Genomic DNA, 23910 nt, shown 5'->3' on the forward strand with positions numbered 1-23910 from the left:
AGTTCCGACACAGGAGGCTCCTCCGTGAACACGCTCCCCGGGCGCCGGACCCGCGTTCTGGCCGCCACCACCGCGACGGCCGGGCTGATGCTGCTGGCCGCGTGCACCTCCACGAACAACGGCGGCAGTGGCTCCAAGACCGCCGCCGGAGGGGTGGAGCTGGTGAAGGCGGGGCAGCTGACCACCTGCACCCACCTGCCCTACCCGCCCTTCCAGTCGGAGATCGACGGCAAGGTGCAGGGCTTCGACGTCTCCCTGATCGACCTGGTCGCCAAGGACCTCGGCGTGAAGCAGCAGATCCTCGACACGCCGTTCGAGAACTTCAAGACCGGCGCCTTCCTCAACGCCGGCAAGTGCGACCTGGCCGCGGCCGGCATGACGATCACCGAGGAGCGCAAGAAGAACGTCGACTTCTCCGACCCGTACTTCGACGCCACCCAGGCCGTCCTGGTCGACAAGAACAGCGGTGTGAACTCGCTGGCCGACGTCAAGGCCAAGAGCGTCAAGCTGGGCGCCCAGGCGCAGACCACCGGCGAGGACTACGCCAAGAGCAAGGGCTTCGACCCGGTCTCCTTCGAGTCCTCCGACGCCGTCCTCAACGGCCTGCGCACCGGCCAGGTCAAGGCCGTCATCATCGACTACCCGGTCGTCCAGGGCTGGCTGAAGGACAAGGCCAACGCCGACCGGTTCAAGGTGGTCGACAACCTGAAGACCGGTGAGCAGTACGGCTTCACCGTGAAGAAGGGCAACACCAAGCTGCGCGAGGCCATCAACAAGGCGATCGCGCAGGCGAAGGCCGACGGCACGTACAAGAAGCTGTACGAGCAGTGGATCGGCCCGTACGACGCCTCCGTCGCCTCGCCCGCCGCCTCATGACCGCGACGGAGACCGAACTCCCGCCTCGCAAAAAGGGTCTGACCCGGCGTCAGAAGCGCAGCATCTCGCGCGGCGTCCAGTACGCCGTCTTCGTCGCCGCCGTGATCGCGCTCGCGGTCACGGCGGACTGGGGGCGGCTGCAGAACCAGTTCGCGCAGGGCAGCATCGCGCGGCAGATGTTCCCGGACGTCATCACGCTCGCGCTGAAGAACACCGTGCTGTTCACGGTGTCCGGCTTCGTCGTCGGACTCGCCCTCGGCATGGTGATCGCGCTGATGCGACTGTCGTCCGTGGGCCCCTACCGGTGGCTCGCCGGCATCTACATCGAGATCTTCCGCGGCCTGCCCGCCCTGCTGATCTTCATCTTCATCGGCGTCGCCGTGCCCCTCGCCTTCCCCGGCACGGAGATCGTCGGCGGCACCTACGGCAAGGTCGCCATCGCGCTCGGCCTGGTCGCCGCCGCCTACATGGCGGAGACGATCCGCGCCGGCATCCAGGCCGTGCCCAAGGGCCAGATGGAGGCCGCCCGCTCGCTCGGCTTCTCGCCCGCCCGCGCCATGATCTCGGTGATCATCCCGCAGGCCTTCCGGATCATCCTGCCGCCGCTGACGAACGAGCTCGTCCTGCTCTTCAAGGACTCCTCGCTCGTCCTCTTCCTCGGCGTCACGCTGGAGGAGCGCGACCTGTCCAAGTACGGCCGCGACCTCGCCAGCACCACCGCCAACTCCACCCCGATCCTCGTGGCCGGCCTGTGCTACCTGCTGATCACGATCCCGCTCGGCTTCGTCGTGCGCCGCATGGAGGCCAAGGCCCAGGAGGCCGTCAAGTGAGCCGACCCGAGATCGAGATCAGGGACCTGCACAAGTCCTTCGGCGACAACCAGGTGCTGCGCGGCATCGACCTGGAGATCGGCCAGGGCGAGGTCGTCTGCGTGATCGGCCCGTCCGGCTCCGGCAAGTCCACGCTGCTGCGCTGTGTGAACCTGCTGGAGGAGCCGAGCAAGGGGCAGGTCTTCGTCGGCGGCACGGAGGTCACCGACCCGGACGTCGACATCGACGCCGTTCGCCGCCGTATCGGCATGGTGTTCCAGCAGTTCAACCTCTTCCCGCACCTGACGGTGACCGAGAACCTCACGCTGCCGCAGCGCAGGGTGCTCAGGCGGGACAAGGCCACGGCCGCGAAGGTGGCCGCGGAGAACCTGGAGCGGGTCGGCCTGTCCGAGAAGGCGGACGCCTACCCGGCCTCCCTCTCCGGCGGCCAGCAGCAGCGCGTCGCCATCGCCCGGGCCCTCGCGATGGGCCCCGAGGTGATGCTGTTCGACGAGCCGACCTCCGCGCTCGACCCGGAGCTGGTCGGCGACGTCCTCGCCGTCATGCGCCGGCTCGCCCGGGAGGGCATGACGATGATGGTCGTCACCCACGAGATGACCTTCGCCCGCGAGGTCGCCGACCGGGTCGTCTTCATGGACGGCGGCGTCGTCGTCGAGGACGGCAGCCCCGAGCAGGTCGTCACACAGCCCCGCCACGAGCGCACCCGCCACTTCCTCTCCCGCCTGCTCGACCCGGCGATGGCCGAGGTGGAGGAGGAGACCTCGGACCAGGTGGGCCAGGGCGAGTAGGGGCTCCCTGCGCCGGCGCGCGGCCGCTGATTACAGTGCCGTGCATGAGCGATCGCGCGGTGCTGCACGTGAAGGGGCGGGTCCTGGTCGGACCCGACGACGTCCGGGACGAGCTGTGGGTGGTCGGCGGGCGGATCTCCTACGACCGCCCCGCCGGCGCCCGTGAGGTGCGCACGGTCGAGGGCTGGGTGCTGCCCGGCCTGGTCGACGCGCACTGCCACGTGGGCCTGGACGCGCACGGGGCGGTGGACGCGGAGACCGCCGAGAAGCAGGCCCTCACCGACCGCGACGCCGGCGCCCTGCTGCTGCGCGACGCCGGTTCGCCCGCCGACACCCGCTGGGTCGACGACCGCGACGACCTGCCGAAGATCATCCGCGCGGGCCGGCACATCGCCCGCACCCGCCGCTACATCCGCAACTACGCCTGGGAGATCGAGCCGGACGACCTCGTCGCCTACGTCGCCCAGGAGGCCCGGCGCGGAGACGGCTGGGTCAAGCTGGTCGGCGACTGGATCGACCGCGACCTCGGCGACCTCTCCGCGTGCTGGCCGCGCGAGGCGGTCGAGGCGGCGATCGCCGAGGCCCACCGCCTGGGCGCCCGCGTCACCGCGCACTGCTTCGCCGAGGACTCCCTGCGCGACCTCGTGGAAGCCGGCATCGACTGCATCGAGCACGCCACCGGCCTGACCGAGGACACCATCCCGCTCTTCGCCGAGCGCGGCGTGGCCATCGTCCCGACCCTCGTCAACATCGCCACGTTCCCGCAGCTCGCGGCCGGCGGCGAGAGCAAGTTCCCGCGCTGGTCGGACCATATGCGCCGGCTCCACGAGCGGCGGTACGACACCGTGCGCGCGGCCTACGACGCCGGCATCCCGGTGTTCGTCGGCACCGACGCCGGCGGGTCGCTGCCGCACGGGCTGGCCGGTGCGGAGGTCGCCGAACTGGTGACGGCCGGCATCCCCCCGATCGACGCGCTGTCCGCGACGACCTGGTCCGCCCGCGCCTGGCTCGGCCGCCCCGGCCTCGACGAGGGCGCCCCCGCCGACCTGGTGGTCTACGACACCGACCCCCGCGCGGACGTCCGCGTCCTGGTGTCCCCCCGCCGAGTGGTGGTGAACGGGACGGTCGTGGCGTAGAAGCCCTGATCGAAGGCACTGGGAGACGGCCCGCTCGAGACCCGGTGGGAGGTGCCCGGGTCAGTGCCGTCTGCCCTCCTTCCCAGGTGCGGTCGGCGACATGTCAGTGGTCGCACGAGCACTCCGCCCGCCGGATGACAACCGGCGGGCGGAGTGGGGGTTTCGTTCTTTGGTGAGCCGGTCGGCTATGTGGCCGGCCGGGTCGGGGCCGCGATGCTCCCCGCCTAGGAGTTCTCCGGTGGCGTGTCCGTGGCCTCAGTGCGAAGGCCGCTCTTCCTGCCCAGGACTTGGACATGATCCGGGTTCATGGTGTCGTTCTCCAGGGTTGCGATGAACCCGGACGACAGCAGGATTTTGATCAGCGGGTCCTGCATGTATGTGGCGATGGTGCCTGGGTACCGGAGGACCGCCGCTGTGGCATCGCCTTCCTGGAGTTTGTCGCAGGCCACCTCGATCACGGCAGGGTCGCACCTCCAGCCCACGGTCACGCCGCATGCCACGTCTGCACCCCGATCTACATACACCACCGCACCGGCTCTTTCCTCCGCATGCGGATCATCCAGAAACGCGGGCAGCCCAGCGCGTCGCAACTCCACGCACACCTCCTCGGCCAACGCGGTCCTGGCGGCGACGACGTCGTCCGGCGCTTGGCGGTGACCGAAGTCGTACTCGGACATGCGCACCTCCTTCTCGTCCTGGGGTCAGCCACGGACGCGGTTCGTCGGCCTCGCGATGCGGCGGGCGGGACGAAGGTCAGCCCCTGCGGGGATCGCGTGCTTTCGATCACGTGGTGCCGGTGTGTCTGCCGTATATACCTGTTACCGGGTGATTCGAAGGCGTGTGCGGCGAACACCCTTTGGGGTGAAGCGTTCACGCTCCGCTGACCCTTGGGCGTTCGAGTCGTCATCCTTGCGGGGTCCCGAAGCGTTCCTTCTCTGGGGGTCCCACCCTTGAACGGCAACACCTTCCGCATGCCCGCACGCCGTCGGCGCCTGACCGCCGCCGCGGCCGCCACGGCCTTGGCCGCCGCACCCGCGGTCCTCGCCGCCGCAGGCCCGGCCCAGGCCACCGGCGGCCAGGGCCGGGCGAGCGCCGTGGTCCTGCGCACCGGCCTCGACGTGTCCCTGCTCAACAAGACCGTGAACGTCCCGCTCGCGGTCTCCCTCAACGAGGTCCAGGCGCCGCAGAGCGCGCAGAAGACCGCGCTCTCCGTCCGGCTGGACGGCGTGAACAACGGCAACCCGTTCAGCGTGCTCAGCGCCGAGGTCGCCACCGCCAAGGCGACGGTGACGGGCGCGAAGGCCGAGGGGACCACCCGTCTCGCGCACGCCCGCCTGCACGTCCCCGGCCTGCCGCTGCTGTCCCTGATCGAGGTCGAGGACGTCACGTCGAAGGCGACCTGCGAGGCCGGCAAGGCCCCGGTGGCCACGTCGAACGTGCTGGGCGCGGTGACGGTCCTCGGCAAGCGCGTCACGCTGACGTCGGGCGGCACGACCGACGTGAAGGTGCCGGGTGTGGGCGAGGTCCGCCTGGACCTGTCCCGGAGCGAGACGACCTCCCGCACGGCCGCCGCTACGGCCCTGGAGCTGAAGGTCTCGGTCAACCCGCTCAAGCTGAACGTCGCCGAGGTGAACGGCACGGTGACGCTGGCCAAGGCGACCTGCGAGGCCCCGAAGCCCGCCGTGGCCGCGCCCGCGCCGAAGCCGGCCGACCCGGGCCCGGACGTCAAGCCGCAGGGTGCCCCCGCGCAGGCCGACCTCGCGGAGACCGGCGGCAGCCGGCTCACGCCGTACATCGCGGGCGGCTCCGTGGCCCTGCTCGCGGCCGGCGCCGGAGCGGTGGCCCTGGCCCGCCGCCGGGGCTGACACCGGCGGAACGGTGAGGCGGGCACCACCGGGGAGGGCGCCCGCCTCACCGTCCTACGGCCAGGCGCCCGCTTCACCGGCCTACGGCCAGGCTCCCGCTTCACCGTCCTACGGCCCGGCGCCCGCCTCACCGTCCTACGGCCCGGGCTGGACAACCCGGGCCCTTCACGGTCTGCCCTACGCCGCCGAGGACAGCTCCCGCCTCACCGTTCTACGGCCCGGCGCCCGCCTCACCGTCCCACGGCCCGGGTCGGGAGCCCGGGCCCGGCAGGGTCCGTCCCTACCTCGCCGATTCCAGTGCCTGCAGGAAGCCGTCCGTCGTCGTCCGGTCCCGTACCGCCAGGCGCAGCCAGTCCTCGCCGAGGCCCGGGAAGGTGTCCCCGCGCCGGACCGCGTACCCGAGGGCGCGCAGCCGGTGCCGTACCGCCGCCGCGCCCGGCAGCCGGACCAGTACGAACGGGCCCTCGGCCGGGGTCACCACGACCACCCCCAGCCGCTCCAGCCCGGCGATCAGATACGCGCGGTCCGCCGCGATCGTCCGCGCCGCGCGGTCCGCCTCCGCCAGCGCCGCCGGCTCCACGCAGGCCCGCGCCGCCGCCAGCGCCGGGGTGGACACCGGCCACAGCGGCTGGGCCCGCTCCAGTTCGGCGATCACCTCGGGGTCGGCGAGGACGTAGCCGATGCGCAGTCCGGCCAGGCCCCACGTCTTGGTCAGGCTGCGCAGCACCACCAGGCCGGGGACGTCCGTCCGTCCGGCCAGCGCCTCCCGCTCACCCGGCACCGCGTCCATGAACGCCTCGTCGACCACGAGCGTGCGCCCGGGCCGGGCCAGCGAGGCGAGCGTCGCGGCCGGGTGCAGCACCGACGTGGGGTTGGTCGGGTTGCCGACCACCACCAGGTCCGCGTCCCCCGGCACCAGCGCCGGATCCAGCCGGAAGCCGTCAGCCTCCCGCAGCACCACCCGGTCCACGGTGTGCCCCGCGTCCCGCAGCGCCGCCTCCGGCTCCGTGAACTGCGGGTGCACCACGACCGGCCGGCGCACCTTCAGCGCCCGCGCCAGCAGCACGAACGCCTCCGCCGCCCCGGCCGTCAGCAGCACCCGCTCGGGCGGCAGCCCGTGCCGCGCCGCGACCGCCGCCCGCGCGTCCCGCCCGTCCGGGTAGGCCGCGAGCGAGGACAGCGAGTCCGCGATCCGCTCCCGCAGCCACGCCGGCGGGGTGTCCGCGCGCACGTTCACCGCGAGGTCGACCAGCTCGGCGCCGTCGTCGCGCACCTCGGCGTCGCCGTGGTGGCGCAGGTCGTGCCCGTCAGTGCGCATGGGAGTGCGTGTGCCCGTGGCCGTGGCCGTGGCCGTGGCCGTGGTGGTGATGGTCGCCGTCGTCGTCCGGGTGGAAGTGCGGCTGCTGCGGCAGGCCGACCTTGTCCTCGAAGCCCGGCAGCGCGATCCGGTACACGCACGAGTCGCAGTTCATCCGCAGGTCGCCCTTGACGGCCTCCTGGTACCGCTCCATCACCAGGTCCAGCAGCTCCGGCTCGGGCCCGATGACGTCCGCCGAGCGCACGTCCAGCTCGGGGTGCGCGGCCGCCCACTGCCCGGTCTGCTCGCGCACCCGGTCCGGGAGGATGCCGGTGAACAGGAAGTAGGGCAGGACCACGATCCGCCGGGCGCCGAGCTTCGCGCACCGCTCCAGCCCGCTCGGCACGTCCGGCGCCGCCAGCGACACGAACGCCGTCTCCACGGCGGCGTATCCGCGGCCCTCCCACAGCAGCCGCGCGGCCTTGAACACCTCGGCGTTGGCGTCCGGGTCGGTCGAGCCGCGCCCGACCAGCAGCACCGTCACCTCGGAGCGGTCCACGCCGTCCAGCACCTGCTCCAGCCGCCGCTCCAGCACGTTCAGCAGCGACGGGTGCGGGCCCAGCGGACGGCCGTAGGTGTACGAGATGCCGGGGTGCCGTTCCTTCTCGCGGGCCAGCGCGGCCGGGATGTCGCCCTTGGCGTGCCCGGCGGACACCAGCATCAGGGGTACGGCGGCGAAGCGGCGCACCCCGCGCTCGACCAGCTCGGTCACGGCCTCGCCGAGCGGCGGCGGGGACAGCTCGATGAAGCCGCCCGCGACGGGCAGTTCGGGGTGGCGGCGGCCCAGCTCGCGGACGAAGTCGCGGAACGCCTCGGCTCCGGCGTCGTCGCGGGTGCCGTGGCCGGCGATCAACAGGGCGGGCGGGGTGGTCACGCGTTCTCCTCGGGCGAAGTGGGGTGGTACAGAAGGGCGTTGAGCGCGGCGGAGGCGACCGCCGAACCGCCCTTCTCGGACACGTTGCTCACGGCGGGCAGCCCGCTCTCGCGCAGCGCGGCCTTGGACTCGACGGCGCCGACGAAGCCGACGGGCAGACCGATGACGAGCGCCGGTTCGGCGTCCAGCGTCAGCAGTTCCTCCAGCGCGGTCGGCGCGTTGCCGATCACCCAGAGGGCGCCGGGGCCGACCTGCTCGTAGGCGAGCCGGATCCCGTGCGCGGACCGGGTCAGTCCGGGACCGGCCACCGCGTCCTTCAGCCGGCACACGGTCTCCCGGCGGGTGATGCCCGCCCCGACCATCTCGACGTCGACGACGACGGGCGCCCCGGCGTGCAGCGCGGCGTGCGCCTTCACCAGGTCGTCCTCGTCCATGACGAGGTCGGTGGCGTAGTCCAGGTCGGCGGCGGAGTGGATGACCCGCTCCACCACGGCCCGGGTCAGCGGCGGGAAGTGCGAGGTGTCCAGCCGCTTGCGCAGCCGCCGGTAGGACTCCTCCTCGATGGGGTGGACGACGCGGTTCACCGGGCCTCCTCCTGGGTGCTCTGCCAGCGGTAGCCGCGCGGGGTCACCATGCGCCCCGCGATGGTCCGGGTCGCGGTGTTGCCCACGGTCACGACCGTCATCATGTCGACCGTCGCCGGGTCGAGGCCGCCGAGCGTCGTCACCCGGCTGGACTCGTCCGGCCGGGAGGCGTTGCGGACGACACCGACGGGCGTCGCCGGCTCGCGGTGCTCCGCGAGGATCGCCAGCGCCTTGGGCAGCTGCCAGTCGCGGCCCCGCGAACGCGGGTTGTAGAAGGTGACGACGAGGTCCGCCTCGGCCGCCGCCCGCACCCGCCGCTCGATGACCTCCCACGGTGTGTGCAGGTCGGACAGCGAGATCGACACATGGTCGTGGCCGAGCGGCGCGCCCAGGATCGCCCCGGCCGCGAGCGCGGCGGTCACGCCGGGCACACCGATCACGTCGATGTCGTCGGAGGCCTCGGCGAGCGCGGGGGAGGCCATCGCGTACACGCCGGCGTCACCGCTGCCGATGAGGGCGACCGCCTGACCGCGGCGGGCCTCCGCCACGGCGGTGCGGGCCCGCTCCTCCTCGGCGCCGAGCCCGGACTCCAGGACGCGGGTGCCGGGACGCAGCAGGTCGCGGATCTGGTCGACGTACTGGTCGAGGCCCACCAGGACGGAGGCGCGGCGCAGTTCGGCCTTGGCGCGCGGGGTGAGCAGGTCGCGGGCGCCGGGCCCGAGACCCACGACCGCGAGCCGCCCGCGCCCCGGACGCCGTACGACGGCGCAGGTGGCCATGGCGGGGGAGCCGTCGGCGCGCTCCGACTTCCGCTTGGGGACGAGGAGTTCACCGCCCCGGGCGAGCGCGGCGGCCTCCGCCACGGACGGGGTGCCGACGGCGGCGAGCGGCGCGTCCGACGGGTTCGGCACCTCGACGGCGGCCAGCTCGCCGGCCGGGTAGGTCACCAGGGGCACGCCGAGCCGTTCGGCGGCCCCGACGATGCCGGGCTCACCGGCCTTGGCGTCCACGGTGGCCAGTTCGGCGAGCGACCGGACGGACAGCCCGGCCTCGGCAAGCGCGCCCTCGACCAGCGCCAGCACCTCGTCGACCGGGGCGCCCTTCGACGCGCCCACGCCGACCACCAGCGTCGGCGGGCGCAGCAGCACCTCGCGCTCCCCGGCGGCCACCGCCCGGTCGGTGACGCGGATCGTGTACGCGCCGCCCTGCTCGGCGACCGGCAGCGGCGGCAGCGGCCACGCCACCTCCGCCTCCAGCGCGACCGGCTCCCCGTCGAGCAGCGCCCGCGACACCGCCGCGACCGCGCCCTCGACGGGCAGGCCCAGGGTGTCCAGTCCGGCCAGCCCGACGGCGTCCGTCGCCGTCGTCACGACCGGCACGGCGCCGAGCACCTCGCCGACCTCGGCGGCGAGGTCGTTCGCCCCGCCGCCGTGCCCGCCGAGCACCGGCACCGCGAACCGGCCGCCCTCGTCGACGCACACCACGCCCGGGTCGCCGGCCTTGTCGCCCAGCAGCGGCGCGACCAGCCGGACGACCGCGCCGGTCGCCAGGAAACACACCAGCTGCTCGCACTCCGCGAACGCGCGCCGCACGGCGTCCGCGACCGGGCCGTCGTACACACGGGTGCGCTCCGGCCACGCCGCGGCCAGCCGGTCCCGCGCCGCCGCCCCCGCCGCGGTGGCGGAAATGAGGCCGATCACTGGGTCTCTCCTTCGTCAGCAGAAGCCGGGGGCCGTTCGCCCCACAGCAGGAAAACGGGATTGGTGGCGGCGAGCCGGGTCACGTCCCCCGGCAGCGGCGCCAGCCGTGACGACTGCAGCAGCACGCCGTCGACGCCGAACCCGGCGTCCGCGAGCGCCGCGCGGGCCGCCGGGACCCGGTCCAGGGCGGCCAGGGCGACCACGACGGACCGCCGCGCGCGCTGGGCGCACGCCGCGACGACGGCGGGCAGTTCGCGCCCCCCGCCGCCGACGAAGACCGCGTCGGGCTCGTCCAGCCCGGACAGCGCGTCCGGCGCGGTCCCGTGCACCACGTGCACGTCGACGCCGTGCGCGGCCGCGTTGGCGCGGATCCGCTCCACCCCGTCCGCCGCCTTCTCCACGGCGGTGACGGCGGCGCCGAGCCGCGCGCACTCCACGGCCACCGAACCGGACCCCGCGCCCACGTCCCACACCAGGTCGCCCGGGCGCGGCGCCAGCCGGGCCAGCGCCAGCGCCCGCACCTCGAACTTGGTGATCATCGAGTCGCGGTGCGCGAACGCGTCCTCCGCGAGAGCCCACCCCGCCGGCCCCGGCCCGCGCCCGGCGAGCGTCCGTACGGCGCCCGGCGCGCGCCGCTCGTCCAGGCTGACGACGACACTGACCGCCGTACCCCAGTCGCGGGCGGCGGCCTCGGCGGGCGTCACCCGCTCCAGCCGCTCGTCCGCCGAGCCCAGCGCGGTCGCCACGACGAGCGTGCGGTCGTGGTCCCGCAGCGCGGCGCCGATCTCGGCGGGCCCGGCGCCCGGCCCGGTCAGCACCGCGACCTTCGGGTGCGCCCGGCAGACGTTGACGGCCGTGCGCGGATCCCGCCCGTGCGCGCTGACCACCACGGCGTCGTCCCAGGTCAGGCCCAGCCGTGCGAAGGCCGTCGCCACCGATGACACCCCCGGCCGCACGTCCAGCCGGTCCGCGCCGAACCGCTCGGCCAGCACCCGCACGATCCCGAAGAACCCCGGGTCGCCGGAGGCCAGCACCACCACCGGCCGCTCGGTGCGGACGTACTCCTCGATCCGGTCCAGGGCGGGCGCGAGCGGCCCGAGCACGATCCGTTCGGCGCTCTCCGGCACGGCGGCCGCGTCCAGGTGCCGCCGCCCGCCCACGACCAGCGCGGCCCCGGCGAGGACGTCCGCGCCGGCCGGCCCGCCCGTCCCCGTCCCGACGACCGTGATCACGTGCTCGCACCCCGCTCGCGCAGCGCCCTGCGGGCCTGAGGGTCGGCCTTGCGGTAACCGTGGAAGTGACCCGGGTGGTACAGGTGCGAGCGGGTGCCGTGTGCGTCGAGGGCCGGGCCCACCAGGAAGAGGGTGTGCTTCCAGAGCTTGTGCTCCTTGACGGTCTCCTCCAGCGTGCCGATCGTGCACTTCACGATCAGCTCCTCCGGCCAGGTCGCCTGGTACGCCACGACGACCGGCGTGTCCGTCGGGTAGCCGCCCTCCAGCAGCTCGCGCACCAGCTGCCCGCTGCGCGCCGCCGACAGGAACACCGCCATGGTGGTGCCGTGCCGGGCGAACTCGCGGACCTCCTCGCCGGGCGGCATCGGCGTCTTGCCGCCGCCCAGCCGGGTCAGCACCACCGACTGCGCCACCTCGGGGATGGTCAGCTCGCGCTGCGCCAGCGCGGCCACCGCCGAGAACGACGACACGCCCGGCACCACCTCGGTGGCGATGCCGATCTCCCGGCAGCGGTCCAGCTGCTCCTGCGTGCCGCCCCACAGGGCCGGGTCGCCGGAGTGGATCCGCGCCACCCTCAGTCCCTCGACGGACGCCCGCCGGTACACGGCGACGACGTCCTCCAGCGACATCGTCGCCGAGTCCAGGATCTCCGCGTCCTCGCGGGCGTGTTCGAGGACCTCCGCCTGGACCAGGCTGGCCGCCCAGATCACGACGTCGGCCTCGGCGATGGCGCGCGCGGCACGGAACGTCAGCAGATCGGCGGCGCCGGGGCCGGCACCGACGAAGGTCACCTTGCCGGTGGGGGCATCGGCCATGGGAATCGGTCCTCTCCTACAAGTCAGGGCAAGTCGGTACGAGTCGGAACGTCGGGTGTTGTCAAAGGTGCGCGCGTGCCGGTGCATCGGATAGCAAGGCCCTATGGCGGTCTTCGTCGCGCTCGGCGCGTTCCTCATGACGCTGGCCGGCGGCTGGACGGCACAGCGCGTGACCGACCGCCGCCATCTGGTGCTGGGCCTGGCCGGCGGGCTGATGCTCGGCGTGGTCGGCCTCGACCTGCTGCCGGAGGCCCTGCGGGCGGCCGGCACCGAGGTCCACGGTGTGCCCGCGGCGCTGCTGCTGTTCGTGGCCGGCTTCCTGCTGGCCCATCTGGTCGAACGCACCCTGGCCGCCCGCCGCGCCTCCCACGGAGGGGACGAGCACAACCACCGCGCGCCCGAGGTGGGCCTGACGGCCGCCGCGGCGATGGTGGGCCACAGCCTGATGGACGGCGTGGCGATCGGTGCGTCCTTCCAGGTCGGCGACTCCATGGGCACGGCCGTGGCGCTCGCCGTCATCGCCCACGACTTCGCGGACGGCTTCAACACCTTCACGCTGACCAGCCTGTACGGCAACGCCCGCCGCAAGGCCTACGCGATGCTGTTCGCGGACGCCCTCGCGCCCGTGGTCGGCGCGGCCGCGTCGTCCTTCCTCGCCATCCCGGAGGGACTGCTCGGCGGCTATCTCGGCCTGTTCGGCGGCGTGCTGCTCTACCTCGCCGCCGCCGAGATCCTGCCCGAGGCGCACCACGAGCACCCCGCCCGCTCCACCCTGCTGTGCACGGTCGCGGGCGCGGCGTTCATCTGGCTGGTGGTGGGCATGACGGGCTGACGCCCGCCGCCCGGTCGCCGGGTGTCTCACAGCTTGCCGCCCCGGCCGCCGTCCCGCCGCGCGGGCGCGATCAGCGTCGACAGATACGGCAGGGGAGCGCCGTCCAGGTCGGCCGCCGGCCGGATCGACTCCTCGGCCAGACCCAGCGCCGACCCCCACACCGCCTCCCCGAGCCGCCCCGTCTCCCGCAGCACCTCGGCGACCTCGGCGGCCTGCCGCCCGAACTTGTACGCCACGACCGTGCCCGGCCCGTTCAGCGCGTCCTTGAGCACCGCCGAACCGGCCGTCACCGGCACCAGCGTCAGCGGCTCGGTGCCCTCGGTCAGCACCGCGCCCGAGCGGGCCGCCAGGTCCTGCATCGCGGTGATGCCGGGCACGGTCTCCACGACGGTGCCGGGCACCAGCCCGGCGATCGTCTGCGCGAGGTAGGTGAACGTCGAGTACACGTTGGGGTCGCCGATCGTCGCGAACGCCACCGTGCCGTGCCGGCGCAGCAGCGCGGCCACCCGCTCGCCGGCCGCGTCCCACGCCGCCTCCCGGCGGGCCCGGTCCTCGCGCTCGTTCAGCGCGAACACGACCCGGACGACCTTGCCGGGCTCCACGTAGTGCAGCACGGTCGCCTCCGCGCGCCCGCGCTCGCCGGTGTCCATCACGGGTACGACGATCACGTCGGCGGAGCGCAGCGCGTTCACGCCCTTGACGGTCACCAGCTCCGGATCGCCCGGACCGACTCCGACCCCGATCAGCCTGCTGCTCATGACGTCCGGCACCTCTCCACGAACCGACGGGCGACACCGGGCTCGGACGCCCAGTTGGTGTGCAGATAGCTCGCGTGCACACCGCCCTGTACGAAACCTTCGACCCGCCTCACGGGGGTGCGGACCCCCCAGGCGGGAGCCGCGCCGGCGCCGGGCTCGACGACCGTGCGGTGGAACTCGTGCCCCCGCATCCGCGTCCCGGCGGCCGCCAGCACGCTGTCGCCGACGGCCACGGCGTCCCGGTAGCCGAGCGTGAGCCGCTCGGTCATCCGCGCGGTGGCGTCCAGCACCCCGCACATGGGCTGCCCGTCCAGCTCCCGGCACAGATACAGCAGCCCGGCGCACTCGGCGGCCACGGGCGCCCCGGAGAGCGCCAGCTCGGCGATCGCCTTCCGCAACGGCTCGTTCGCGGCCAGCTCACCGGCGTACACCTCGGGGAAACCGCCACCGACCACCAACCCGGCGGTGCCCTCCGGCAACTGCTCGTCCCGCAGGGGGTCGAAGGTGACGACCTCGGCCCCGGCGGCGGTCAGCAACTCGGCGTGCTCGGCGTAGGAGAAGGTGAAGGCGGGACCACCGGCGAGAGCGACCACCGGTGCGCCCTCTCGTCCGTTCAGGGTGCCGACCAGCCCGTCCGGCGCTTGAGGACGAGGCCGTTGAGGCCGATCGGGGGTCCCGAGGGCGGAGCCCTCCGGCGGGGTCGACGGGGCGGAGCCCCTGGAGGACGGGAAGGGAAGGGGCGGCGGGGGCGAGGAAACCAGCGCCTCGCCCGCGTCCCACGCAGGCCCCGGCAACGCACCGGCCGTCCGGGCCAGCGCGAGCAGCGCCTCCAGATCACACCCGGCGGCCACCTGCGCCCCCATCGCCGCCACGGCCTCCACCGCGGCGGACCCCCGCTCCGCGACCGGCACCAGGCCGAGGTGCCGGGACGGCGTGGACACCTGTGCGGCCCGCCGCAGCACACCCAGCACCGGCACGCCCGCCGCGTCCAGCGCCTCCCGCAGCAGCGCCTCGTGCCGCTCGGAGCCCACCTTGTTCAGGATCACGCCCCCGACCCGCACCTGCGGATCCCAGGACGCGAACCCGTGCACCAGCGCCGCCACCGACCGCGACTGCGACGACGCGTCCACGATCAGCACGACCGGCGCCCGCAGCAGTTTCGCGACCTGCGCGGTGGACGCCAGCTCACCCTCCCCGGCGGCACCGTCGTACAGCCCCATCACGCCCTCCACCACGGCCAGGTCGCAGCCGCGCGCCCCGTGCAGGAACAGCGGAGCGACCAGCTCCGGCCCGCACAGGTACGCGTCGAGGTTGCGCCCCGGACGCCCGGTGGCCAGCGCGTGATACCCCGGGTCGATGTAGTCCGGGCCCACCTTGTGCGGGGACACGGCAAGCCCCCGCGCGGCGAACGCGGCCATCAGCCCCGTGGCGACGGTGGTCTTGCCGCTGCCCGAGGAGGGCGCGGCGACGACCAGCCGGGGAACGGACATCACCACTCGATGCCCCTCTGGCCCTTCTGCCCGGCGTCCATCGGATGCTTGACCTTGGACATGTCGGTGACCAGGTCGGCGAAGTCCACCAGCTTCTCCGGCGCGTTGCGCCCGGTGATGACGACGTGCTGGGTACCCGGCCGGTCCCGCAGCACGGAGATCACCTCGTCGGTGTCCACCCACCCCCAGTGCATCGGGTAGGCGAACTCGTCCAGCACGTACAGCCGGTACGTCTCGGCGGCCAGGTCGCGCTTGACCTGCTCCCAGCCCTCGCGGGCCTTCTCCTCGTTGTCCATCTGCGCGTCGCGCTGGACCCAGGACCAGCCCTCGCCCATCTTGTGCCAGTCGACGGTGCCGCCCTCGCCGGAGGCGCCGAGCACGCGCAGCGCGTTCTCCTCGCCGACCTTCCACTTGGCCGACTTCACGAACTGGAACACCCCGATCGGCCAGCCCTGGTTCCAGGCACGCAGCGCCAGCCCGAAGGCGGCGGTCGACTTGCCCTTGCCGATGCCGGTGTGCACGACGACCAGCGGACGGTTACGGCGCTGACGGGTCGTCAGACCGTCGTCCGGGATGACACTCGGCTGTCCCTGCGGCATTACGCGGCCCTCCTCGAAGTCCCCTGCACGTCCTTGACCAGCCCGGCGATCGCGTCCGCCCGCAGCTCGTCGAGCGTGACGGCCGTGCCGCCCAGATCGGCGGCGAGCTGCCCGGCGAGGCCGAGCCGCACCGGCCCCGCCTCGCAGTCCACGACCACCGAGGCCACACCGTCGGCCGCGAACAGCCGCGCGGCGCGGGAGGCGAGCGCCACCGGCTCGGGGCCGCCCGTCGCCCGCCCGTCCGTGACGACCACGACCAGCGGCCGCCGCGCCGGGTCCCGCAGCCGCTCCACCCGCAGCACCTCGTGCGCCTTGAGCAGCCCGGCCGCCAGCGGCGTGCGGCCGCCGGTCGGCAGCGACTCCAGCCGCGCGGCGGCGGCGTCCACGGACGAGGTCGGCGGCAGCGCCACGTCGGCGGCCGACCCGCGGAAGGTCACCAGCCCGACCTTGTCCCGGCGCTGGTAGGCGTCCAGCAGCAGCGACAGCACGGCGCCCTTGACCGCGCTCATCCGCTGCCGCGCTGCCATCGACCCGGAGGCGTCCACCACGAACAGCACGAGGTTGCCCTCGCGCCCCTCACGGGTCGCCTGCCGCAGGTCGTCCCGGCGGATCACCAGGCCCGGCCCGGACCGGCCCCGCGCCCGCTGGTGCGGGGCGGCCGCGTGCACGGTCGCCGCCAGGTGCAGCTTGGTCAGCGCCCCCCGCGGCCGGCGTGCCCCGGTGGTGCGCCCCTGCTCCGTGCGCGCCCGCGAGCGCCGCCCGGCGGCGCCCTCGCCGATGCCGGGCACGCTCAGCACCTTGGTGCGGAAGGGCTCCGCGGCCCGCGCGGCGGGCTGCTCGGCCGCGCCCGCGCCGGACGGCTGCGGCTCACCGCCCTCACCCTCCTCGGGCCGCGCCCCGGTGTCCCCGCCCTGCGGGCCGGCGTCCGGCGCCGGCTGCCCGCCGCCGCCCCCGGGACCGTCCGGGTCCGGGTCGGGGTCGTCGTCGGGGGACTCGCCGGAGAACTCCTCCAGCGTCCGGTCCAGCTTGTCCTCGTCCAGCCCGGGCGCGTCGAAGGGGTTGCGGCGGCGCCGGTGCGGCAGCGCCAGCAGCGCCGCCTGCCGCACGTCCTCGGCGAGGACGTCCGTACGCCCCGCCCACGCGGCCAGCGCGGTCGCGGTACGGGCCATCACGATGTCGGCACGCATGCCGTCCACCTCGAACGCCGCGCAGGTCGCCGCGATCTGCCGCAGCGCCCCGTCGCCCAGGCGCACCTGCGGCAGCAGCGCCCGCGCCGCCGCGATCCGCTGCCGTACGGCGGCCTCTTCCTGCGCCCAGCGCGCGGCGAACGCGGCCGGGTCGGCGTCGTAGGCCAGGCGCCGCTTGACGACCTCGACCCGCTGGTCGGGCTCGCGGGAGGCGGCGACCTCCACGGTCAGCCCGAACCGGTCGAGCAGCTGCGGCCGCAGCTCGCCCTCCTCCGGGTTCATGGTGCCGACGAGCAGGAAACGGGCCGCGTGCCGCACGGAGACGCCCTCGCGCTCCACGTACGAGGCGCCCATCGCCGCCGCGTCCAGCAGCAGGTCGACCAGGTGGTCGTGGAGCAGGTTGACCTCGTCGACGTACAGGATGCCGCGGTGCGCGTCGGCGAGCAGGCCCGGCTCGAACGCCTTCACGCCCTCGGCGAGCGCCCGCTCGATGTCCAGCGCGCCGACGAGACGGTCCTCGGAGGCGCCGACGGGCAGTTCGACCATGCGGGCGGGCCGGGCGACGCCCGCCCCCGGCTCGTGCGGGCCGTCGGGGCACGAGGGGTCCGGGGCGGCCGGATCGCAGGAGAACCGGCAGCCGGGGACGACGTCGACCTCGGGCAGCAGCGCCGACAGCGCGCGCACGGCGGTCGACTTCGCCGTGCCCTTCTCGCCGCGCACCAGCACCCCGCCGACCGCCGGCGAGACGGCGTTCAGCAGCAGCGCGAGCCGCAGATCGTCCTGGCCGACGACGGCCGTGAAGGGAAAGGGGGTGGTCACTTCTCGTCGCCCTCCAGGTCGCCTTCCAGCTCCAGATACGTGGCGCGCAGCCGCTCCAGCGTGTCCGCGTCCGGCTCCGCCCACAGGCCGCGCTCGGCGGCCTCCAGCAGTCGTTCGGTGATGCCGCGCAGCGCCCACGGGTTGGACTTCTTCATGAAGTCCCGGTTCTCCGGGTCGAAGACGTACTCGGCGCTGAGCTTTTCGTACATCCAGTCGTCGACCACGCCCGCCGTCGCGTCGTAGCCGAAGAGGTAGTCCACGGTCGCCGCCATCTCGAAGGCGCCCTTGTAGCCGTGCCGGCGCATGGCCGCCATCCAGCGCGGGTTGACCACGCGGGCGCGGAAGACGCGGTGGGTCTCCTCGCCCAGGGTGCGGGTCTTCACCTGGTCCGGTACGGCCGAATCGCCCACGTACGCCTCGGGGTTGGCGCCGGTGAGGTGGCGGACCATGGCGACCATGCCGCCGTGGTACTGGAAGTAGTCGTCGGCGTCGACCAGGTCGTGCTCGCGGGTGTCGACGTTCTTCGCGGCGACGGCGATCCGCTTGAACGCGGTCTCCATGTCCCCGCGCGCCGCCCGCCCGTCCAGCCCGCGCCCGTAGGCGTAGCCGCCCCACACCGCGTACACCTCGGCGAGGTCGGCGTCGGAACGCCAGTTGCGGGCGTCGATCAGCGGCAGCAGACCGGCGCCGTACGCGCCCGGCTTGGAGCCGAAGATGCGCGCGGTGGCCCGGCGGCGGTCGCCGTGGCCGGCGGTGTCCTCGTCGGCGTGCGCCTTGACGTAGTTGCGGTCGGCGGGCTCGTCCAGCTCGGCCACCGCCCGCACCGCGTCGTCGATCAGCCCGACGACGTGCGGGAACGCGTCCCGGAAGAAGCCGGAGATGCGGACCGTGACGTCGATGCGCGGCCGGCCCAGCTCCTGAAGCGGGACCACCTCGAAGCCGGTCACCCGGCGCGAGGCCTCGTCCCACACGGGACGGCAGCCCAGCAGCGCCAGGATCTCGGCGATGTCGTCGCCCTGGGTGCGCATCGCGGACGTGCCCCAGACCGTGAGGCCGACGGACTGCGGGTACGCGCCCGTGTCCTGGAGATAGCGCTGCACCAGCGAGTCCGCGAGCGACTGCCCGACCTCCCAGCTCAGCCGCGAGGGGATCGCCTTGGGGTCGACGGAGTAGAAGTTGCGGCCGGTCGGCAGCACGTTGACCAGGCCGCGGGTGGGCGAGCCGGAGGGGCCCGCCGGGACGTATCCGCCGTCCAGCGCCTTGAGGATGTGGCCGATCTCGTCCGTGGTGCGGGCCAGGCGCGGCACGACCTCCGTGCACGCGAACTCCAGCACGGCGACCGCGTCCGGCAGTTGCGTGCCGAGCACGTCCCGCAGGATCTCCGGCACGGCCGCCCGCTCCCACGCCCGCGACTCCATGCCCTCCGCGATCCGCCGGCACAGCTGCTCCAGCAGGTCGATCGCGTCGGACGCGGTGCGCGCCGGGCCCTCCACGAGGTCCGTCAGCTCCACCGGCACCTTCACCGGGGCGCCCGGCTCGGCCAGCAGCTCCTTCTCGACCAGCCCGAAGTGCGCGGCCAGCGCGGAGCGCAGACCCGGCAGGGCGTTCGCCTGGCCGCCCCACACCTGCGCGGCGCGCAGCACGGCCAGCACCAGGTTGACGCGCGGCTCGCCGACCGGGCCGCCGCCCAAAATATGCAGGCCGTCGCGGATCTGCACGTCCTTGATCTCGCACAGATAGCCGTCGATGTGCATGACGAACTCGTCGAACTCTTCGTCGTCCGGCTGCTCGTCCACATGCAGGTCGTGGTGCAGCTCGGCCGCCTTCACCAGCGTCCAGATCTGCGCGCGCACGGCCGGCGCCTTCGCCGGGTCCAGGTCGGAGACCAGCGCGTACTCGTCGAGCAGCTGCTCCAGCTTCGCCAGGTCGCCGTAGGTGTCGGCGCGCGCCATCGGCGGGACGAGGTGGTCGACGACCGTGGCGTGCCCGCGCCGCTTGGCCTGGGTGCCCTCGCCGGGGTCGTTGACGATGAACGGGTAGATCAGCGGCAGGTCACCGAGGACCGCGTCGGGGGCGCAGCCGCCCGACAGGCCCAGGCCCTTGCCCGGCAGCCACTCCATCGTGCCGTGCTTGCCCATGTGCACGACGGCGTCGGCGCCGAAGCTGTTCTCCAGCCACCGGTAGGCCGCCATGTAGTGGTGGGACGGCGGCATGTCCGGGTCGTGGTAGATCGCGATCGGGTTCTCGCCGAAGCCGCGCGGCGGCTGGATCATGACGACGACGTTCCCGAACTGCAGCGACGCCAGGACGATGTCGTCGCCGTCCACGTAGAGGGAGCCCGGCGGCTCGCCCCACGCCTCGGTCATCGCCTCCCGCAGCTCCGGGTCCAGCTTCTCGAACCACGCCCGGTAGTCGGCGAGCGGCACCCGCGCGGGCGCGGCGGCCAGCTGCTCCTCCGTCAGCCACTCCACGTCGTGCCCGCCGGCCTCGATCAGCCGGTGGATCAGCTCGTCGCCGTTGTCGGGGTGGCCCTCGACGACGTACCCGGCGTCGCGCAGCGCGTCCAGCACGCGCACCGCCGAGGCTGGCGTGTCCAGGCCGACGGCGTTGCCGACGCGGGAGTGCTTGGTCGGGTAGGCGGTGAAGACCAGGGCGATCTTCTTCTCGGCGTTCGGCTTGTGCTTGAGCCGGGCGTGCCGCACCGCGATCCCGGCCACGCGCGCGGCCCGCTCCGGGTCGGCGACGTACACCGGGACCTCGTCCGGGCCCTGCTCCTTGAAGGAGAACGGCACGGTGACGAGCCGGCCGTCGAACTCGGGGATCGCGACCTGCATCGCCGCGTCCATGGGGGACAGGGCGGCGTCGGACTCCTCCCAGGCGCTGCGCGACGAGGTCAGGCACAGTCCCTGCAGCACGGGCACGTTCAGGTCGGCGAGCGCCCCGATGTCCCAGGACTCCTCGTCGCCGCCCGCGGACGCCTGCGAGGCGTGCGTGCCGCCGGCCGCGAGCACCGTGGCGACGAGCGCGTCGGCCCGCCCGAGCAGCTCGTACAGGGCGGGGTCGGCGCCGCGCAGCGAACCGCAGTACACGGGCAGCGCGTTGGCGCCCTGCGCCTCGATCGCCTCGCACAGGGTGTCCACGAAGGCGGTGTTGCCGCTCAGCTCGTGGGCGCGGTAGAAGAGCACGCCGACCGTCGGGCGGCCCTCCTGGACCGGGTAGGAGCCGTGCACGCCGAACTCCGGCATCTTGCGCGGCTCGTCGAAGCCCTCACCGGTCAGCAGTACGGTGTCCGACAGGAACCGCGACAGCTCCAGCAGGTTCGCCGGGCCGCCCTCGACCAGGTACCGCAACGCCTCCGCGACGACGCCCGCCGGCACGCTCGACTCGGCCATCAGCTCCGCGTCCGGCACGGACTCGCCGCCCAGCAGCACGGTCGGGATCCCGGACGCCTTCAGCGCGGCGAGCCCCTCCTCCCAGGCCCGCTTGCCGCCCAGCAGCCGTACGACGGCGAGGTCCGCGCCCTCCAGCAGGCGCGGCAGCTCCCCGGCGACGTCCACCCGGGTCGGGTTGCCGATGCGGTAGTCCGCACCGGACGCCCGGGCCGCCAGCAGATCCGTGTCGGCGGTCGACAACAACAACACTGTGCTCATGCGGGCGCTCCCGGTGGAATGAAAGGCAGTCCTTGCGGCGCGCCCGACTCGATGAGCCGCCACAGCGCGTCCGTGTCCGCGTGCTGTTCGATCAGGTCGCCGAGCCGGTCGAGCTGCTCCTCGCGCAGCGCGGCGAACGAGGTGCCGGGGGCCGGCACGAAGCGGCGGCCCGCGGCGGCGGCCACCTCGCGCAGGAAGGCGCGGCGGAAGCCGTCGGACTCCAGCGAGCCGTGCCAGTGCGTGCCCCAGGTCTGGCCGACCCGGCAGCCGTCCAGGAAGGGTTCGCCCCCGCCGACGGTGGCCACGCCGTGATGGATCTCGTAGCCCTCGACGGGTTCGCCGAGGGCTTCCCCGGAGGGCCGGGTGAGGGTCTTCTCGCGGGCGAAGCGCACCCGCACGGGCAGGATGCCGAGCCCGTCGACGTGCCCGCGCCGGCTCTCCACCTCGTCCTCGATGTGCTCGCCGAGGATCTGGAAGCCGCCGCAGACGCCGAGGACCGGCCGCCCCTCGGCCGCCCTGCGGACCAGCGCGTCCGCCAGGCCGCGCTCGCGCAGCCACTCCAGCGCGCGGACCGTGCCGCGCGTCCCCGGGATCACCACCAGGTCCGCGTCGGCCAGTTCCTCCGGCCGGTCCACGAACCGCACGACCACGCCGGGTTCGGCGGCGAGCGCGTCCACGTCGGTGAAATTGGACATCAGCGGGATCGCGCAGACGGCGACCCGCAGCACGTCCTCGCCGACCGGCGGGGAGACGTTCGACTCGCGGACCGTGCCGCGCAGGGACACCCGCAGCCCGTCCTCCTCGTCGATGCCGAGCCCGTGCCGGAAGGGCAGCACGCCGTACGTCCGCCGCCCGGTGAGGCCGTGGAGCATGTCCAGGCCCGGCTCCAGCAGGGAGACGTCACCGCGGAACTTGTTCACCAGGAACCCGGCGACCAGCTCCTGGTCCTCGCGGGAGAGCAGCGCGACGGTGCCGAAGAAGGACGCGAACACGCCCCCGCGGTCGATGTCGCCGACGACGAGCACGGGCAGTCGCGCGCCCCGCGCGATGCCCATGTTCACGATGTCGGTCCGGCGCAGGTTGATCTCGGCCGGCGACCCCGCCCCCTCGCAGATCACCGCGTCATACGTGCCCCGCAACTCGGCCAGGCAGTCCAGCACCGTGCCCAGCAGCTTCTGCTGGCGTCCGCCGTGGTAGCCGCGTGCGCTCAGCTCGCCCACCGGCTTGCCCAGCAGCACCACCTGGCTGCTCTGTTCACCACCGGGCTTGAGCAGCACCGGGTTCATCAGCGCGGTCGGCTCGATCCGGCACGCCTGGGCCTGCATGGCCTGCGCCCGCCCGATCTCGGCGCCCTCCCGTGTGACGAAGGAGTTCAGCGACATGTTCTGCGCCTTGAAGGGCGCCACCTTCACGCCCTGCCGCACCAGCCACCGGCAGATCCCGGCGGTCACGACGCTCTTGCCGGCGTCGGAGGTGGTGCCGGCGACGAGGAGACCACCGTTCATTTCTTCCGCCCCTTCGCTACCAGACGCCCGGCCACTCCCACGCCGAGCGCGAGCCAGCCGACCCGGCGGGACAGCCGTACCGCCCGGTCGATGTCGGTCACGGCGACGGCGCGTCCCGTCGCCCCGTTCAGGACGGGCCGGTGCTCGACCCGGCCGCCGTAGGAGAGGGTGCCGCCGAGCCGTACGCCGAGGGCGCCCGCGAAGGAGGCCTCCACGGGCCCGGCGTTGGGGCTCGGGTGCCGGCCGGCGTCCGCCTTCCAGGCCCGCAGGGCGCCGCGCGGGTCGGGCCCCGCGGCCGCGGCGAGGGCGGCGGTCAGCCGCGCGCCCGGCCAGCCAGCGAGGTCGTCCAGGCGCGCCGAGGCCCAGCCGAAGCGCAGGTGGCGGGGCGACTTGTGACCCACCATCGCGTCCAGGGTGTTCACCGCGCGGAAGCCCAGCAGTCCCGGCACCCCGGCGAGCGCGCCCCACACCAGGGCGCCCACGACGGCGTCGGAGGTGTTCTCGGCGACGGACTCCACGACCGCCCGTGCGATGCCGTCGGCGTCCAGGGCCTGCGGGTCGCGTCCGCACAGGTGGGGCAGGCGGGCGCGGGCGGCCTCGACGTCACCGGCGTCCAGGGCCCGGCCGATGGCGCGGGCCTCGCGGGCGAGGGAGGTCCCGCCGACGACGGACCAGGTGGCGGCCGCGGTCAGCGCCACGGAGGCGGCGGGGGAGCGGCGGACGGCACGGGTGGCGGCGGCCCCGAGGGCGACGGCGCCGCCCGCGCAGACGGCGGTGTGCAGGGCGCCCCAGCCGCGGTGGTCGCGCCACAGGGCGCGTTCGACGGCGGCCGCGGCCCGTCCGAACACGGCGACCGGGTGCCCGCGCCGCGGGTCACCGAGGAGGAGGTCGCCGAGGAGGCCGGCGGCGGCGCCGTACGCGAAGACGCGTTCGGCTCGCATCGGGCTCAGCCGACCGCGGGGTCGAGCGGAGCGGGAAGGGTGGGCCTGGTCCTCGACCGGCAGCCGCGCATG

The 23910-nt window shown here is 74.2% G+C and carries 20 protein-coding genes; 6 read left to right on the top strand and 14 right to left on the bottom strand.

Annotated features, from left to right (window positions below; genetic code table 11):
• Positions 1 to 24 precede the first annotated feature (24 nt).
• Genes ACF1AL_RS11945 through ACF1AL_RS11960 form a run of 4 tightly spaced genes read left to right on the top strand, consistent with a single transcriptional unit; the run spans position 25 to position 3630 of the window.
• Complete coding sequence (locus tag ACF1AL_RS11945) at positions 25 to 876, top strand: transporter substrate-binding domain-containing protein (protein ID WP_366840489.1); 852 nt, start codon at positions 25 to 27, stop codon at positions 874 to 876.
• A complete protein-coding gene (locus ACF1AL_RS11950; RefSeq protein ID WP_384214018.1) occupies positions 873 to 1706 on the top strand; it encodes an amino acid ABC transporter permease in 834 nt (277 codons plus the stop codon). Before ACF1AL_RS11945 ends, ACF1AL_RS11950 begins: the two co-directional genes overlap by 4 nt.
• Entirely contained in the window at positions 1703 to 2494 is a 792-nt protein-coding gene (locus ACF1AL_RS11955; protein ID WP_366840491.1) for an amino acid ABC transporter ATP-binding protein, read from the top strand. Before ACF1AL_RS11950 ends, ACF1AL_RS11955 begins: the two co-directional genes overlap by 4 nt.
• A 44-nt stretch (positions 2495 to 2538) precedes the next feature.
• Complete coding sequence (locus ACF1AL_RS11960) at positions 2539 to 3630, top strand: amidohydrolase family protein (protein ID WP_391825872.1); 1092 nt, start codon at positions 2539 to 2541, stop codon at positions 3628 to 3630.
• 224 nt (positions 3631 to 3854) lie between these two features.
• On the opposite strand, the gene ACF1AL_RS11965 is transcribed toward ACF1AL_RS11960, so the two are convergent.
• Positions 3855 to 4307, bottom strand: coding sequence for a hypothetical protein (locus tag ACF1AL_RS11965; RefSeq protein ID WP_391825873.1), 453 nt, complete (start codon positions 4305 to 4307; stop codon positions 3855 to 3857).
• A 273-nt stretch (positions 4308 to 4580) separates the two neighbouring features.
• On the opposite strand from ACF1AL_RS11965, the gene ACF1AL_RS11970 reads away from it, so the two are divergent.
• Complete coding sequence (locus tag ACF1AL_RS11970; RefSeq protein WP_391660509.1) at positions 4581 to 5495, top strand: SCO1860 family LAETG-anchored protein; 915 nt, start codon at positions 4581 to 4583, stop codon at positions 5493 to 5495.
• Between the two features lie 280 nt (positions 5496 to 5775).
• Here ACF1AL_RS11970 and cobC read toward each other — a convergent pair whose 3' ends face one another.
• Genes cobC through cobM form a run of 6 tightly spaced genes read right to left on the bottom strand, consistent with a single transcriptional unit; the run spans position 5776 to position 12057 of the window.
• A complete protein-coding gene (gene cobC, locus ACF1AL_RS11975) occupies positions 5776 to 6813 on the bottom strand; it encodes an Rv2231c family pyridoxal phosphate-dependent protein CobC (RefSeq protein ID WP_391825874.1) in 1038 nt (345 codons plus the stop codon).
• Positions 6803 to 7726, bottom strand: a complete 924-nt coding sequence (locus tag ACF1AL_RS11980) for a sirohydrochlorin chelatase (RefSeq protein WP_391706253.1) — start codon at positions 7724 to 7726, stop codon at positions 6803 to 6805. The genes cobC and ACF1AL_RS11980 overlap by 11 nt, the downstream gene beginning before the upstream one ends.
• The gene (locus ACF1AL_RS11985) at positions 7723 to 8310 is read right to left on the bottom strand and encodes a precorrin-8X methylmutase (RefSeq protein WP_391778689.1); all 588 of its coding nucleotides are present in this window, start codon (positions 8308 to 8310) and stop codon (positions 7723 to 7725) included. The genes ACF1AL_RS11980 and ACF1AL_RS11985 overlap by 4 nt, the downstream gene beginning before the upstream one ends.
• Positions 8307 to 10010 (bottom strand): precorrin-3B C(17)-methyltransferase, encoded by a 1704-nt coding sequence (gene cobJ, locus ACF1AL_RS11990; RefSeq protein WP_391825875.1) that lies wholly within the window; start codon positions 10008 to 10010, stop codon positions 8307 to 8309. Before cobJ ends, ACF1AL_RS11985 begins: the two co-directional genes overlap by 4 nt.
• The gene (gene cbiE / locus ACF1AL_RS11995; RefSeq protein WP_391825876.1) at positions 10007 to 11242 is read right to left on the bottom strand and encodes a precorrin-6y C5,15-methyltransferase (decarboxylating) subunit CbiE; all 1236 of its coding nucleotides are present in this window, start codon (positions 11240 to 11242) and stop codon (positions 10007 to 10009) included. Before cbiE ends, cobJ begins: the two co-directional genes overlap by 4 nt.
• Positions 11239 to 12057 (bottom strand): precorrin-4 C(11)-methyltransferase, encoded by an 819-nt coding sequence (gene cobM / locus ACF1AL_RS12000; protein ID WP_391825877.1) that lies wholly within the window; start codon positions 12055 to 12057, stop codon positions 11239 to 11241. Before cobM ends, cbiE begins: the two co-directional genes overlap by 4 nt.
• 103 nt (positions 12058 to 12160) lie before the next feature.
• On the opposite strand from cobM, the gene ACF1AL_RS12005 reads away from it, so the two are divergent.
• Positions 12161 to 12889, top strand: coding sequence for a ZIP family metal transporter (locus ACF1AL_RS12005; protein ID WP_366840500.1), 729 nt, complete (start codon positions 12161 to 12163; stop codon positions 12887 to 12889).
• A gap of 26 nt (positions 12890 to 12915) precedes the next feature.
• On the opposite strand, the gene cobI is transcribed toward ACF1AL_RS12005, so the two are convergent.
• Genes cobI through ACF1AL_RS12040 form a run of 7 tightly spaced genes read right to left on the bottom strand, consistent with a single transcriptional unit; the run spans position 12916 to position 23838 of the window.
• Positions 12916 to 13647 carry a precorrin-2 C(20)-methyltransferase gene (gene cobI, locus ACF1AL_RS12010; RefSeq protein WP_391825878.1) on the bottom strand — a complete coding sequence of 244 codons (732 nt, stop codon included), beginning with the start codon at positions 13645 to 13647 and terminating at the stop codon, positions 12916 to 12918.
• The gene (locus ACF1AL_RS12015; RefSeq protein WP_391825879.1) at positions 13644 to 15137 is read right to left on the bottom strand and encodes a cobyrinate a,c-diamide synthase; all 1494 of its coding nucleotides are present in this window, start codon (positions 15135 to 15137) and stop codon (positions 13644 to 13646) included. The genes cobI and ACF1AL_RS12015 overlap by 4 nt, the downstream gene beginning before the upstream one ends.
• Entirely contained in the window at positions 15137 to 15736 is a 600-nt protein-coding gene (gene cobO, locus ACF1AL_RS12020) for a cob(I)yrinic acid a,c-diamide adenosyltransferase (RefSeq protein ID WP_366840504.1), read from the bottom strand. Before cobO ends, ACF1AL_RS12015 begins: the two co-directional genes overlap by 1 nt.
• Complete coding sequence (locus ACF1AL_RS12025; RefSeq protein ID WP_386419997.1) at positions 15736 to 17742, bottom strand: putative cobaltochelatase; 2007 nt, start codon at positions 17740 to 17742, stop codon at positions 15736 to 15738. Before ACF1AL_RS12025 ends, cobO begins: the two co-directional genes overlap by 1 nt.
• On the bottom strand, positions 17739 to 21392 hold the full coding sequence (gene cobN / locus ACF1AL_RS12030; RefSeq protein WP_391825880.1) for a cobaltochelatase subunit CobN: 3654 nt from the start codon (positions 21390 to 21392) through the stop codon (positions 17739 to 17741). The genes ACF1AL_RS12025 and cobN overlap by 4 nt, the downstream gene beginning before the upstream one ends.
• Positions 21389 to 22897, bottom strand: coding sequence for a cobyric acid synthase (locus tag ACF1AL_RS12035; RefSeq protein WP_366840507.1), 1509 nt, complete (start codon positions 22895 to 22897; stop codon positions 21389 to 21391). Before ACF1AL_RS12035 ends, cobN begins: the two co-directional genes overlap by 4 nt.
• A complete protein-coding gene (locus tag ACF1AL_RS12040; RefSeq protein WP_391706232.1) occupies positions 22894 to 23838 on the bottom strand; it encodes a cobalamin biosynthesis protein in 945 nt (314 codons plus the stop codon). The genes ACF1AL_RS12035 and ACF1AL_RS12040 overlap by 4 nt, the downstream gene beginning before the upstream one ends.
• Positions 23839 to 23910: the final 72 nt, after the last annotated feature.

The sequence above is a fragment of the Streptomyces sp. NPDC014801 genome (genome assembly GCF_043082085.1).
Taxonomy (GTDB): Bacteria; Actinomycetota; Actinomycetes; order Streptomycetales; family Streptomycetaceae; genus Streptomyces.

Bases quoted from the DNA above. Each gene is read 5' to 3' on its own strand.
- ACF1AL_RS11950 (WP_384214018.1), top strand. From the start codon at position 873: ATGACCGCGACGGAGACCGAACTCCCGCCTCGCAAAAAGGGTCTGACC.
- ACF1AL_RS11960 (WP_391825872.1), top strand. From the start codon at position 2,539: ATGAGCGATCGCGCGGTGCTGCACGTGAAGGGGCGGGTCCTGGTCGGA.
- ACF1AL_RS11965 (WP_391825873.1), bottom strand. From the start codon at position 4,307: ATGTCCGAGTACGACTTCGGTCACCGCCAAGCGCCGGACGACGTCGTC.
- cobC (WP_391825874.1), bottom strand. From the start codon at position 6,813: ATGCGCACTGACGGGCACGACCTGCGCCACCACGGCGACGCCGAGGTG.
- cobM (WP_391825877.1), bottom strand. From the start codon at position 12,057: ATGGCCGATGCCCCCACCGGCAAGGTGACCTTCGTCGGTGCCGGCCCC.
- ACF1AL_RS12005 (WP_366840500.1), top strand. From the start codon at position 12,161: ATGGCGGTCTTCGTCGCGCTCGGCGCGTTCCTCATGACGCTGGCCGGC.
- cobI (WP_391825878.1), bottom strand. From the start codon at position 13,647: ATGAGCAGCAGGCTGATCGGGGTCGGAGTCGGTCCGGGCGATCCGGAG.
- ACF1AL_RS12015 (WP_391825879.1), bottom strand. From the start codon at position 15,137: ATGTCCGTTCCCCGGCTGGTCGTCGCCGCGCCCTCCTCGGGCAGCGGC.
- cobO (WP_366840504.1), bottom strand. From the start codon at position 15,736: ATGCCGCAGGGACAGCCGAGTGTCATCCCGGACGACGGTCTGACGACC.
- cobN (WP_391825880.1), bottom strand. From the start codon at position 21,392: ATGAGCACAGTGTTGTTGTTGTCGACCGCCGACACGGATCTGCTGGCG.
- ACF1AL_RS12035 (WP_366840507.1), bottom strand. From the start codon at position 22,897: ATGAACGGTGGTCTCCTCGTCGCCGGCACCACCTCCGACGCCGGCAAG.
- ACF1AL_RS12040 (WP_391706232.1), bottom strand. From the start codon at position 23,838: ATGCGAGCCGAACGCGTCTTCGCGTACGGCGCCGCCGCCGGCCTCCTC.